Here is a 12,016-nt window from a genome sequence, read left to right on the forward strand (position 1 = left end):
AGGTCGCGCGCCACCTTGTCGGTCGGGCCGCCGGCCGCGAAGGGCACGACGAAGGTGATGGTCTTGCCATCGGGGAAGTCGGCAGCCTGCGCGCCCGCCGCGAATGCGGTGGCCGCGGCGGCCAGGGCGGCCAGGCGGATAAGAGGGGTCATGTCGGGCTCCGGATGTGAAAGGCAAGGGGTGGCGGCGGCGATGGCATCGCCGTTGATGGCGCTCAGCGCAGCGGCACGCGCGCCTCGACGGGCTGGGGCCGCCAGTCGGGCTGCACGTGGCAGCCGGGCTTGCCGGCCGTGCCGTAGCGCGGCTCCAGCCGGCGGCAGGCCTCGGCCAGGCCGGCGGGCGTCGGCTTCTCGCCGCGGTCGATCCACGCGACCAGGGCATCGAACAGCGCCGGGTATTCCGGATCGCTCAGGTAGCTGTGCTCGCGCTCGTCGGCGAAGGTCTGCACCAGGTTGCCCTCGGTGCCGGCGGCGGTGCGGATGCGGCGGTAGGCGTCCTCCAGCTCGACGAAGGCCGTGGGGTCGTGGATGGCATGCATCGTCACCGTCGGGAGCGAAGTGCGGCCGGTCGGCAGGCTGTCGGCCGCCAGGGCGCCCTGGGCCTGTGGATCGGCGGCATAGCGCAGCACGCCCGCGTTGAGCGCCTCGGCCTCGCCGGGCGGCGCGTCGTAGCGCACGCCGATGTTGCCGAAGGGGTTGCGGCCGCCCAGGCGCTTCTGCGTCAGGTCCTGGAACAACCAGGTGGCCCAGTTGAGGTGGGCGACGAGCGTGCGCTCGGGGATCTTCACCGCCGTCAGGATGGTCTTGAGCCGCGCCGCCTGTTCGGGCGTGCGCTGCGCGGCGGGCAGGCCCACGCCGGTGCAGTCGCGCACGCGCTCGGCCAGTTGCTGGCGCGTCAGCGTGGAATCGAGCGGCAGCCCTTGCCACAGCGGGTACTGCGGCTCCGAGGGCAGCGGATGGTTGCGGCAGACGTACTGGTAGACCACCCGCAGGTCCAGGCGGAAGTCGTAGGCGGTGTTGCCGCCGCCCAGCACGCCGCTGGTGAGCACCAGGCCGTCGTAGGGGCTCTTGAGGCCACCCAGGGGCGCATACAGGTCGGCCGCCTTCGAAGCGACGCCACCACCGTAACTCTGGCCATGCAGCAGCGTGCGGCGCGGCTGGCCGAAATGGGCGACGAAGATGCGGCGCAGGCGCTCGGTGTCCTCGGCCGACATGGTCACGCCATAGCCGCCGCGTCGGTAGGTGGAGCCGGCCCAGGCATAGCCGGCCTTCACCGTGATGGCCCAGCGCGTCAGGTCCTCCTCGCTGCGCGCGAGCTTCGGGGGGCCGGTCTCGGGGCCGCCATGCGCATGCATCACCAGCACGCGGTTCCAGTCCTTGGGAATGGCGATCAGGTAGAAGGCGCCCGCGCCGTCGGCGCCCGTGTAGCAGCGCGCGTCCTGCGGCACGGCCTTGGGGCAGGTGGCGGGCGCGGGGCCGCTGGCAGCGCCCGGGCGCTGCGCGGCTTCCTCGGCAGGACGCGTCGCGGCCGGGGCAGCGACGGCGACCAGGCCCGCGGTGCCGAGCGCTGCCAGCACCAGGGCCGGGCGGATGAGGGAGAGATGGGACATCAGTGACGGACTCCAAGTTCGAGCGCCGCATTCGCGCCCGGGTCGGCGACGAAGGCGAAGACGCCGCTGTTGTAGATCAGCTTGCCCGGCCGGCCGGTGCCGGCCGTGGCCACGCCGGGCACGGGCGCATCGAAGGCCAGCGTGGCACTCGCGCTGCCCAGCTGCAGGCTGGTGCCGGCGATGGCGGCGTCGCGGTTGTCGCCGTTGCTGCTGGCCGCGATGTAGCTGCCGTCGGCCGTGCCGGCGATCAGGCTCTGCTGCGTGGCATGCAGGCGCATGCCCACGTTGCCCGAGGCATCGCGCACCAGGTGCAGCGGCACCGCGGCGCCGCCCACCAGGCCGATCACCATCGAGCCGGAGAGCGTGCCGCCCGTGGTGGTGGCGCCGCCCGTGGGCGAGGTGGTGTAGACGTCGAAGGCGCCCCGTGCGGTGTTGAAGGCGAGGTAGCCCTTCTCGGTCTGCGTGCAGTTGGCGTCGTAGACCATGAAGCCGCCGGTGGTGGCGTCGCGGCAGTACTGGAAGGTGCCCGCATTGCGCAGCCGCACGGCGCCCGCATAGCCGGCCGCGGCACCGCTGCCCGTCTGCTGCACGCCCGCCGCGTTGGAGATGGCCGCCACCGGGTTGAACACGGCGGGCGTGGCGCGGTTGTCGAAGGTGGTCTGGAAGGCCACCAGCGACGCGAAGCCGCCACCTGCCGCCCGCGTCACGCCACCCGACAGCACGCCGCCCGGCGCGAAGGTGAACAGCGCGCCGCCCTCCCCGCTCGTGTAGCTGCACTGGCCCTGCGGGACCAGCGTGCCGCTGCGCTGCGTGCCGGCGGCGCGCTGGCTGCTGGCGTCGATGGTGACGGTGTAGGCCAGCGTGGCCGGGTCGATCTGTACCCGCAGTTCCTCGCCCGCCATGTTGCCGCCCTTGTAGGTCGTGGCCGATGCCGGCAGGTACTGGCAGGCCAGCGGGTTGCCGACCTCGCTCACGCAGCTGTAGTTGACCGAGGCGTCCAGGCTGCCGCTGCCGCGGTACTTGGGCCAGGCCGGGAACTGGCACAGCGGCCGGGTGCGGCCGTAGCTGCCGGCCACGGTGTCCATGGCCACGGGCGTTGCAGGTGCCAGGCCCTTCTCCACCCAGGACTCCAGCGCGCTCAGCGAATCCCAGCCGGGGATGAACACACCCGTGCCATGGCCCATGCCGGGCACGGTGTAGAAGCGCAGGCTCTGCGCGGCCGAGGCCGCACCCACCGTGGCCACCACGCGGTTGTAGTAGTCGATGGTGGAGTTGGGGCTGATCACCTCGTCGGCCAGGCCGTGCAGCATGATGAGCTTGCCGCCCCGCGCAAAGAAGGGCGCCAGGTTCGGGTCCGTGGCATCGCTGAGGGCCGAGACGGTGGTCACCCGCGAGGTGAAGGCGCCCGGCGCCAATGGATCGAAGGTGAGCGAGTCGAAGGTCGCGTCGCGGGTGACGAAGAACTTCACCCACTGGTCGCCGGTGACATACATGTTGGCATCGGCCGAGGTGGCCGGATTGCCCGGCACGGGCCGCGTGCCGAGGTCGCGCGTGGTGTAGGGGCCGGCCACCAGGGCGCCTTCGAGCAGGTTGTAGCCACCCGCCTGCGTGACGCCATTGGCCAGCGCGTAGCTGCTGAAGACCAGTGGCGACTCGATGGTGCGCACGGTGGCCAGTTGCGCGTCCGACAGGCAGGTGTCGCCGGCATCCGTCCCACCGGGGCAGCGCAGCGAGGCCAGGATGGCGCTGTTGAGCTGGCGGCAGCTTTCCACGTTGCTCACGATGCTGTCGGCCGCGCCGTCCAGCCGGTCGCAGGCCTGCAGCACGGTGCGCTGCACCAGCAGCGTCTTGGCCACGTTCATCCAGCCCGCGCCGCCATTGGCATAGAGCGCCCGGCCAACGGCCACGTTCGACAGCCGCGTGCCGCTGTAGTTGAGGGCGGGCTCGTTGGCGATCACGCCGTCATAGTCGGCCGGCCAGCGCTGGATGTAGGCCAGCGCATCGCGCCCGCCGGTGGAGGTGCCCAGGAAGTAGGCCTTGGTCGGCTTGCGCCCGTAGTAGGCCAGCACCAGCGCCTGGGCCACGTCGCGCGTCTTCTTGAGGGTGAGGCCGCCATAGTTGGCCAGCTGTTCGTCGTTGGTGGCGAAGCGGCCGTCGGTGATGCTGCTGGACTGGTGGCCGGAGTCGTCGCCGTAGGTGGCATAGCCCATGGCCAGCGGAGCGGCCTGGTCGGGCGGGCCGAAGCGCACGGGCTCGGTGCCGTCGATCAGCCGGCCGTTGAAGCCGCCGCCGCCGAACTGGATGGTCTTGCCGTTCCAGGCCAGCGGCAGGTTGACCGCGAACTGGATGGCCTGGGCCGATGCATCCACCGGCTGGATGCTGCCGCGCACCTGGCAGTAGGCGCCCAGCGTGTTGGCCGGGTCGCTGGCCGAAACGGCCACGGCCGCCGTGACCGTGGCGCCGCCGGTGGGCAGCGAGATCGCGCTGGCGGGCAGGCTGCGGCCCGCCAGCGCGGCGCAATCGACGGTGGGCGTCGCGGCCGGCGGGCTGGCCGGCGGCGCAGGCGCATCGCCCGGCGCGGGTGCAGGCGCGGCAGCCGGCGGCGAGGAAGGCAGGAAGGCGAATCCGCCCCCCCCGCCTCCACCCCCGCCGCAGGCGGCCAGCAATAGGCCGAGGCCCAGCACGGCGCCCCACGGGCGGGGACCGGGGGCGGGAGGAACGGCGGCGCGAGGGCCCTGGGGCTGCATGGTGATCTGTCTCCGAAAAAGGCGGCTGCGTGCCGCTCTGGGTACAAGGATGTCGGGGCACACGATAGGCAGCGCCTGACCTAGGGTCAAATAAAATAATCGGGCACTTTCAATACCAAAAAAATATGGAGACACGTGCGCTGCGCTACTTCCTGGCTGTCGCCCAGACCGGCCACATGACACGGGCGGCCGAGCAACTGGGCATCCAGCAGCCGCCGCTGTCGGTGCAGATCAAGGCGCTTGAGCGGCAACTGGGCATGGCCCTGTTCCGTCGTCATCCGAGGGGCGTGGCGCTCACCGATGCCGGCCGCGCGTTCCAGGCCGAGGCCGAGCGCCTGATGCAGGACATGGCGGCCATGGAAGCGCGCATGGCCCGGCTGGCCCGGGGCGAGGCGGGCGTCCTGTCCGTCGGCTTCACCAGTTCCGCCGCGGCGCATCGCTTCGTGCCGCAGGCCCTGCGCGAATTCCGCCGCCAGTACCCCGGCGTGGAACTGCAGATCAGCGAGAACAACGCCGCCGACCTGACAGAGGCGCTGGCCGCCGGCCGGTTGCATGGCGGCCTGCTGCGCGTGCCCGTGGCGGCGCCGCCCGGCCTGGTGTTCGAAACCCTTCTGCGCGAGCCCGTGCTGGCCGCCCTGCCGGTGGGGCACCGGCTGGTGGCGGGTCGGCGGTCGGCGGGCAAAAACCTGTCGCTCGCTGAACTGTGCGAGGAGCCGCTGATCCTGGTGCGCCGCGCCGGTGCGCCCGGCCTCTATGCCGACCTGCTGGCGCTTGCCCATGCGCGCGGCCTGCGGCCGCAGGTGGTGGCGGAGGTCGACCGCATGATGAGCAACCTGAATCTGGTCGCCGCGGGCGTCGGCCTGTCGGTCGTCCCGGCGTCGATGGAAGGGGTGCATGCCCATGCCATCGCCTATCTGCCACTGGCCGACGCCGCAGCGCTCGACGCACCGCTGACCCTGGTCTCGCGCGAGGACCAGGACAACCTGCCGGCCCAGCGCTTCACGGCGCTGGTGCGGGCGCTGGCCACGCAGGCGGCCGCGCCCAAGTCCGCGTCGGTGCGTGCGACAGCGCGGCGCACCCGGAAGACGGCCGTGCCATGAGCGCACCCCCTGGCCTGCCCCGTCGTGCATTCGCGCTCCGCCTCGCCGCCGGCGCATTGGGCCTTGCCGGCACGCCCGCAGCGGTCTTTGCCGACGAGCCGCCCGGCTGGCCGCGCCGCCCGCTGCGCCTGATCGTCGTCTACCCGCCCGGCGGGGTCAGCGATGGCATGGCCCGCGCGCTGGCCGAACCGCTGTCGCAGACGCTGGGTGTGCCCGTGGTGGTGGACAACCGCGCGGGGGCGGGCGGCAGCGTGGGCCTGGGCCTGCTTTCCCGCGCGCCGGCCGACGGCCACACGCTGGCCTTCTCCGCCATCAGCCCGCTGACCCTGCAACCGCTGATCGGCCGCGTGCCCTACGACCCGCTGCGCGCCTTCGCGCCGGTGGTCGGCGTGATGCACACGCCGGTGCTGGTGGTGGGCACGCCCGCCTTTGCCGGACAGGGCTTCGAGGCACTCATCGCCCAGACCCGCCAGTCACCCGGCCGGCTGCGCTGGGCCACCTCGGGCGTGGCCACCATCGGTCACCTGGTGCTGGCCCAGGTGCGCGCCGTGAGCGGCGCGGCCATCGTGCACGTGCCCTATCACGGCGGCGGGCCGCAGCTCACCGATGCGCTGGGCGGCCAGTTCGAGGTGCTGTCGACCAATGTGGCGGCCCAGCAGTTGCAGTACATCGCCGAAGGTCGGCTGCAGGCCCTGGCCGTGGGCGCGCCGCGGCGCATCGATGCCCTGCCCGGCGTGCCCACGCTGGCCGAGCTGGGCTTCCCGGAGGCCAACCGCGATTCGCTGTTCGGCCTGTTTGCGCCCGTGGACACGCCCGCCGGCGTCGTGGCGCGCATCAACCACGAAGTCGACCGCCTGCTGGGGCAGGACGACACCCTGCGCCGTCGGCTGCGCGAAGCCCACAACCTGCCGGCCGGCGGCAGCGCCGAGGACTTCACACGCGAGATCGCCGCCGACCGCCGGCGCAACCGGGCGTTGGTGGCGGCGCGGCCGGCGGCGTTCGACTAGCCCGGCCAGCGCATGGCGCGCAGGTCGCCACCGCCGCCCGACCCGGGCGGCTGAGCGCCTTCGCCGCCAGGGCCGGCGAAGGCGAGCGGCCTTGCGGACAATCAGGGGCGTGAGTTCCGCCCCCATCCGCCGCATCGCCCATCTCGACATGGACGCCTTCTTCGCCTCTGTCGAGCTGCTGCGCTACCCGCAGCTCAAGGGCCTGCCGGTGGTGGTGGGCGGCGGCCGGCGCCGGCTGGAAGAGGTCATCGGCGGCCTGCCGCCCGACACGCCGCTGGACCGCATCCCCGTCTCCGCCTTCCCGCGCTTGGCCGACTACGTGGGTCGCGGCGTCATCACCACCGCCACCTATCCTGCGCGCCAGTTCGGCATTGGCTCGGCCATGGGGATGATGAAGGCCGCCAAGCTGTGCCCGCAGGCGCTGATGCTGCCCACCGACTTCGACGAATACCGCCGCTACTCGCGCGCCTTCAAGAAGATCGTGACCGACATCGCGCCGGTGATGCAGGACCGCGGCGTGGACGAGGTCTACATCGACTTCACCGAAGTGCCCGGCGGCCAGCGCGAGGGCGGGCGCGTGCTGGCGAGGCTGATCCAGAAGTCCATCTTCGACACCACGGGCCTGACCTGCTCCATCGGCGTGGCGCCCAACAAACTGCTGGCCAAGATGGCCAGCGAGTTCGACAAGCCCAACGGCATTACCGTGCTGTACGAGCACGAACTGGCCGAGCGCATCTGGCCGCTGCCGGTGCGCAAGGTCAACGGCATCGGCCCCAAGGCCGACGCCAAGATGACGCGGCTGGGCCTGCACACCATCGGCGACCTGGCCAAGTGCGAGCGGCACTGGCTGGTCCAGCACTTCGGCAAGGCCTATGGCGCCTGGCTGCACGAGGTGGCCTGGGGCCGCGACGACCGGCCGGTGGAGACCGAGAGCGAGCCCGTCTCGATGAGCCGCGAGACCACCTTCGAGCACGACCTGCATGCGGTTCGCGACCGGGCCGAGCTCGGCGCCATCTTCACCCGGCTGTGCGAGAAGGTCGCCGAGGACCTGCAGCGCAAGGGTTACGTGGGCCGCACCATCGGCGTGAAGCTGCGCTATGCCGACTTCAAGATCGCCACGCGCGACCAGTCGCTGGAGCTGTACACGGCGGATGCGAAGCTGATCCGCCGCACTGCGGGTCTGGCCCTCAAGCGCGTTCCGCTGGATCGGCCCCTGCGCCTGCTGGGCGTGCGCGTGGGCGCCTTGGTCCGCGCAGACAGCGCCGAGGCGCAGGCCCCCGTACGCCGCAGCGGCGGCAAGCCATCGGCACCCGAGGGGCCGGTGACCGCGTCGCTCTTCTGACGCGACCGGGCGGAAGCGAACCCACGCCCCGGCTCGCGGGCGTACCCGGGGCACGACCGGCGTCCTACAGCCGGGCGCTTCGGTCCATGGCAGCTTGCAGGCAAACAGCCCCCACCATGCTCGACGCCACCGCCTCCGCCTCCGCCCACCACGAGCCAGCCGCCGTGCCGGCACCCACGCCCATCGGCAACGGGCTCGTCTATGTCTCCAGCGAAATGCCCGGAATCGAACGTGTGCGAGAAGGCGAAGGCTTTCGCTACCGCGACGCCGAAGGGCGCTGGATCCGCGACGAGGACCAGATCGCGCGCATCCGCAAGCTGGCGATCCCGCCGGCCTACGAGCAGGTGTGGATCTGCCCGCTGGCCAACGGCCACCTGCAGGCCACCGGCCTGGATGCGCGCGGCCGGCGGCAATACCGCTACCACGCGGACTGGCGGCTGCTGAAGGACGAGGCCAAGTTCGAGCGGTTGGAGCAGTTCGGTCTGGCCCTGCCGCGCATCCGTGCCCGGGTCCAGCGCGACCTGGGCAAGGCCCGGGGCAAGCCCTCGCGGTCGGCGGTCCTGGCTGCCATCGTGCGACTGCTCGACACGACCTACCTGCGCGTGGGCAATGAGGAATATGCGCGCACCAACAAATCCTTCGGCCTGACCACGCTGCGCAACCGTCACCTGCAGTCCAGCGGCGGCCGCCTGACCCTGCGCTTTCGCGGCAAGAGCGGCGTGATGCACGAGGCCGAGGTGGGCGACAAGCGCGTGGCGCGCGTGGTGCGGCAATGCCAGCAACTGCCCGGCCAGTCGCTCTTCCAGTACATCGACGAGGACGGTGAGCAGCGGCACGTCAGTTCGGGCGACGTCAACGATTACCTGCGTGAGGCGACGGGCGGCGAATTCACGGCCAAGGACTTCCGCACCTGGCACGGTTCGGTGCAGGCCTTGGAACTCACCCGCCTGGCCTGCGACCGGCAGGTGGAGGAATCGACCGGCCTGCGCATCCGGGCCAAGGAGATCCTGGCCGTGGTGGCCAGGCAGCTGGGCAATACGCCGGCGGTCTGTCGCAAGGCATACATCCATCCCGCCGTGCTGGAACTGGGCGGCAAGCTATCGGCCGATACCGACACGATGGCCAAGGTGTGGGACGGGCTGGGGACCGCGCGCACCCGGCGCGGGCTGCTGGCTGCAGAGGGCCGGCTGCTGGATTTCCTGCGGCGCCACCGCCTGGAACTGGCCCGCGAGGCGCGGCGCCTCAGCCGGCCTTCAGCGAAAGCACGACCTCGTCGCGCCCGATCGTGATCGTGCGGCCGAGATCGTCGGCCAGGCTCTGCAGGCAGACGGCGTCGATCGCCAGGCTGCGGGGAGCGCGATGCGGCATCAGCTCCGCCTCCTCCCGGTGCTCCGGCTTGGGCATGACGCACACGCGCACCAGGTGGGCTTCGTCGCCGGGCACGATGCGGACCAGCACGGGCTGGTCGGATTGGTCATGCAGGTGGCCGAGCGCGCCCAGAAGCAGGTAGCGCAGGGCGGCGCCATCCGGCCACCGCGGCTCGCTCTCGTCTGCCACGTCGAGGCGCTCATCGACTTCCAGCGACAGCCCATTGAGGTCGAAGGCGGCACGCATGAGGCCGGCGCATTGCCGCACCAGTTCGCCGCGGGCCAGCCCCTCGTCCGAGGTGGCGAGTTCCCAGTCCCGCAGGGCCCGCACCGAATCCACCAGCAGCGCCAGCTGGTCGCTGGCCTGGTCGACGCGCTGCAGGCAGGCCGCGCCGTCCACCGGATTGGCGCCCGCATGACGCTTGAGCATCAGCAGCGTCATGCGAAGCAGCGACACCGGGCCGGCCATCTCGTGCCGCAAGGCGGGCAGCGAGCGCATGAGCAGCTCGTGCCGGACACCGGCGGCGATCCAGCTGCGGGCGCTGGGGGACGATTTCATGCCGAGGCCGCGCGTGCCAGCAACCGGTCGAGCGCGTCGAAGTCGATCGGCTTTTGCAGGTAGTGGTCGAAGAAGGGCATCGCCTGGGCCCCCGTCGCATCGCCAGCGCCGTAGCCGGAGATGGCCACGAGCAGCAGCGGGCGGTCCCCCGCATTGCTGCGAAGGTGTTGGGCCACGTCGGTGCCCGGGCGGTCCGGCAGGGTGAGGTCGACCAGCGCCACGTCGTAGCTGTCCTGCGAGAAGGCGTCGATGGCCTCCTGCGCGGTGTGTGCACAGCGGGCCTGGTGGTCCTGCAGGACGATGAGTTCCTGCAGCAGCTCTGCGGCAGAGACGTTGTCGTCGACGATGAGCACGTTCAAGCGGAAAGTCCTCGGGCGTTGTGTCTGGAAGGAAGGCTGAGCCGGAGTCGGCAGCCGGTGGGAGAGTATGCGCGCGGCCGTCCGGAGGGGCTGTAGGAGCATGCCGACGGCTCGTGGGTGGGCGCGGCCTGCCGCAGCCCACCCATGCGGGCTCATTGCCGCGCCGTGCGCAGGTTCGGCGGCAGCGCCTGCGGCCAGCTGGTGCGAAAGGGGTTGATGTCGAGCCCGCCCCGGCGCGTGTAGCGACAGTAGACGGCCAGGCGCGTCGGTCCGCAGCGGCGCCAAATGTCCGTGAAGATTCGCTCGGCGCAGGGCTCGTGGAATTCGTTGTGGTTGCGAAAGCTCACGATGTAGCGCAGCAGCCCTTCCTGGTCGATGGGCGGGCCGCTGTAGCTGATCTGCACGCTGCCCCAGTCGGGCTGGCCGGTGACGCGGCAATTGCTCTTGAGCAGGCGGCTGGTGAGCGTCTCGTTGACCGCAGGCTCGCCCGGCACGGTGCGCAGCAGCTCGGGCCTCGGCTCGTAGTCGGTGCAGTCCACGTCCAGGCGGTCGAGGTCCAGGCCGGCCAGCTCTTCCACCCGCTCGGCCTCGAACTGCGCCGGTGCCAGCAGCTTGACGCCCACGCTGCCGCTGCGTTCGCTGCCGCGCCAGACGGCCTCGCCCAGGTCGGCGCGCAGGCGCTCACGCACCGCCTCGGCATCGGCGAAGGTGCTGCTGTTGAAGCTGTTGAGGTAGAGCTTGAAGGACTTGCTCTCGATGATGTTGGGCGTCTCGCAGGGCACGGTGAAGTGCGCGATGGCCAGTTGCGGCTTGCCGCGCGGATTGAGCCACGACAGCTCGAAGGCGGTCCACAGGTCGGCGCCGAAGAAGGGCAGCCGCTGGGTGTCGATGCCCATCTCCTCGCGCTGCAGGGCGCGCGGCAGGGGGAAGAGCAGCGAGGGGTCGTAGCGGTCGACATAGGCCGAGGCCCGGCCCAGCTGCGACTGCTCGGGGGTGTTGTCCAGACTCATGCCGCCGATTGTCGGCGGGCGTCGGCGTCCTGAAGAAAGGGAAGGACATGGCCCACCAACTGGGCCGCGACGGCCGGCGGCCAGTCGTGCCCCATGCCGGGAATGCCGACGAAGCGCGCACCGGGAATGCGCCGTGCGGTGTCACGCCCGCATTCGACAGGCAGCAACGGGTCGGCCTCGCCGTGCACCACCAGCGCGGGGCAGGCGATGCGGGATAGCAGCGCCGGCCGTTCGGTGTCGGCCCAGATGGCCAGCAGCTGGCGCTGCGTGCCCGCCGGGTCGTAGCTGCGGCGCAGGGCGGTGCGCACCTGCTCGCGCAGCACGGCTTCGTCCAGCGGCCAGGCGGGGCTCTGGATTAGGCGCAGCAGGCCGACGCTGTGGTCCAACAGCGCATCTTCGCCGGCGCTGCGGCGAGGCGGCCGGCGCAGCATCGCGGCGGCGACCTCGGCCCGGGGACCGGGCAGGTGGCGGGCCCCGCTGCTGCTCATGATGCTGGTGAGGCTGAGCACCCGGTCCGGCGCCGTGGCCGCCATGCGCTGCACGATCATTCCGCCCATGGAGACGCCCAGCACATGCGCCTGGGCGATGCCCAGCGCGTCGAGCAAGCCCAGCGCATCGCCCGCCATGTCCTGCAGACCGTAGGGCACGTCGAGCGTCAGGCCCATGCGCATGCGCAGCGCCTGCCACATCAGGTTGCTTCGCTCCGCATCGTGCAGGTGGGTGGACAGGCCGGCATCCCGGTTGTCGTGGCGCAGCACGCGATAGCCGGCCGCCACGAGCGCATCGACCAGCGAGGCCGGCCAGGCGATGAGTTGCATGCCCAGGCCCATCACGAGCAGCACGACGGGCCCGTTGCTGCCGCTGTCCTGGAAGGCGATGTCGATGCCGTTGGCGCGGGCGGTACCGGACGTCATGG

Annotated in this window: 10 protein-coding genes and 1 pseudogene; 4 read left to right on the forward strand and 7 right to left on the reverse strand. The window is 71.6% G+C overall.

The window, feature by feature from the left end:
* The 3 genes and pseudogenes from BXA03_RS26640 to BXA03_RS20005 all read right to left on the reverse strand — a co-directional run.
* Nucleotides 1-152, reverse strand: a pseudogene (locus tag BXA03_RS26640) (tripartite tricarboxylate transporter substrate binding protein BugD); the annotation flags it as partial.
* Nucleotides 153-214: 62 nt separating this feature from the next.
* Nucleotides 215-1,609 (reverse strand): alpha/beta hydrolase family protein, encoded by a 1,395-nt coding sequence (locus tag BXA03_RS20000; RefSeq protein ID WP_076510970.1) that lies wholly within the window; start codon nt 1,607-1,609, stop codon nt 215-217.
* Complete coding sequence (locus BXA03_RS20005; RefSeq protein WP_076510971.1) at nt 1,609-4,356, reverse strand: tannase/feruloyl esterase family alpha/beta hydrolase; 2,748 nt, start codon at nt 4,354-4,356, stop codon at nt 1,609-1,611. The genes BXA03_RS20000 and BXA03_RS20005 overlap by 1 nt, the downstream gene beginning before the upstream one ends.
* A 125-nt stretch (nt 4,357-4,481) precedes the next feature.
* Here BXA03_RS20005 and BXA03_RS20010 point away from each other — a divergent pair, with 125 nt between their 5' ends.
* The 4 genes from BXA03_RS20010 (at nt 4,482) to BXA03_RS20025 (ending at nt 9,094) form a co-directional block, all read left to right on the forward strand.
* Nucleotides 4,482-5,456, forward strand: coding sequence for a LysR substrate-binding domain-containing protein (locus BXA03_RS20010; RefSeq protein WP_076510972.1), 975 nt, complete (start codon nt 4,482-4,484; stop codon nt 5,454-5,456).
* The gene (locus tag BXA03_RS20015; RefSeq protein ID WP_076510973.1) at nt 5,453-6,463 is read left to right on the forward strand and encodes a Bug family tripartite tricarboxylate transporter substrate binding protein; all 1,011 of its coding nucleotides are present in this window, start codon (nt 5,453-5,455) and stop codon (nt 6,461-6,463) included. Before BXA03_RS20010 ends, BXA03_RS20015 begins: the two co-directional genes overlap by 4 nt.
* Before the next feature lie 148 nt (nt 6,464-6,611).
* Nucleotides 6,612-7,805 carry a DNA polymerase IV gene (gene dinB / locus BXA03_RS20020; RefSeq protein WP_083716212.1) on the forward strand — a complete coding sequence of 398 codons (1,194 nt, stop codon included), beginning with the start codon at nt 6,612-6,614 and terminating at the stop codon, nt 7,803-7,805.
* A gap of 116 nt (nt 7,806-7,921) precedes the next feature.
* The gene (locus tag BXA03_RS20025) at nt 7,922-9,094 is read left to right on the forward strand and encodes a DNA topoisomerase IB (RefSeq protein ID WP_076510975.1); all 1,173 of its coding nucleotides are present in this window, start codon (nt 7,922-7,924) and stop codon (nt 9,092-9,094) included.
* Here the strand turns inward: BXA03_RS20025 and BXA03_RS20030 are convergent.
* The 4 genes from BXA03_RS20030 to BXA03_RS20045 all read right to left on the reverse strand — a co-directional run bounded on the left by BXA03_RS20030 (nt 9,048) and on the right by BXA03_RS20045 (nt 12,014).
* A complete protein-coding gene (locus tag BXA03_RS20030; protein WP_076510976.1) occupies nt 9,048-9,731 on the reverse strand; it encodes a hypothetical protein in 684 nt (227 codons plus the stop codon). The genes BXA03_RS20025 and BXA03_RS20030 overlap by 47 nt on opposite strands.
* Nucleotides 9,728-10,084, reverse strand: coding sequence for a response regulator (locus BXA03_RS20035; protein ID WP_234983777.1), 357 nt, complete (start codon nt 10,082-10,084; stop codon nt 9,728-9,730). The genes BXA03_RS20030 and BXA03_RS20035 overlap by 4 nt, the downstream gene beginning before the upstream one ends.
* Nucleotides 10,085-10,242: 158 nt before the next feature.
* Nucleotides 10,243-11,100 (reverse strand): NADPH-dependent 7-cyano-7-deazaguanine reductase QueF, encoded by an 858-nt coding sequence (gene queF, locus BXA03_RS20040; RefSeq protein WP_076510978.1) that lies wholly within the window; start codon nt 11,098-11,100, stop codon nt 10,243-10,245.
* Entirely contained in the window at nt 11,097-12,014 is a 918-nt protein-coding gene (locus tag BXA03_RS20045) for an alpha/beta fold hydrolase (RefSeq protein ID WP_076510979.1), read from the reverse strand. Before BXA03_RS20045 ends, queF begins: the two co-directional genes overlap by 4 nt.
* Between the last annotated feature and the right edge of the window lie 2 nt (nt 12,015-12,016).

Origin of the sequence: Pseudacidovorax sp. RU35E, assembly GCF_900156165.1 — a bacterium.
In the GTDB taxonomy this organism is placed as follows: Bacteria; Pseudomonadota; Gammaproteobacteria; order Burkholderiales; family Burkholderiaceae_C; genus Xenophilus.

Bases quoted from the DNA above. Each gene is read 5' to 3' on its own strand.
- BXA03_RS20000 (WP_076510970.1), bottom strand. From the start codon at position 1,609: ATGTCCCATCTCTCCCTCATCCGCCCGGCCCTGGTGCTGGCAGCGCTC.
- BXA03_RS20005 (WP_076510971.1), bottom strand. From the start codon at position 4,356: ATGCAGCCCCAGGGCCCTCGCGCCGCCGTTCCTCCCGCCCCCGGTCCC.
- BXA03_RS20010 (WP_076510972.1), top strand. From the start codon at position 4,482: ATGGAGACACGTGCGCTGCGCTACTTCCTGGCTGTCGCCCAGACCGGC.
- BXA03_RS20015 (WP_076510973.1), top strand. From the start codon at position 5,453: ATGAGCGCACCCCCTGGCCTGCCCCGTCGTGCATTCGCGCTCCGCCTC.
- dinB (WP_083716212.1), top strand. From the start codon at position 6,612: ATGGACGCCTTCTTCGCCTCTGTCGAGCTGCTGCGCTACCCGCAGCTC.
- BXA03_RS20025 (WP_076510975.1), top strand. From the start codon at position 7,922: ATGCTCGACGCCACCGCCTCCGCCTCCGCCCACCACGAGCCAGCCGCC.
- BXA03_RS20030 (WP_076510976.1), bottom strand. From the start codon at position 9,731: ATGAAATCGTCCCCCAGCGCCCGCAGCTGGATCGCCGCCGGTGTCCGG.
- queF (WP_076510978.1), bottom strand. From the start codon at position 11,100: ATGAGTCTGGACAACACCCCCGAGCAGTCGCAGCTGGGCCGGGCCTCG.
- BXA03_RS20045 (WP_076510979.1), bottom strand. From the start codon at position 12,014: ATGACGTCCGGTACCGCCCGCGCCAACGGCATCGACATCGCCTTCCAG.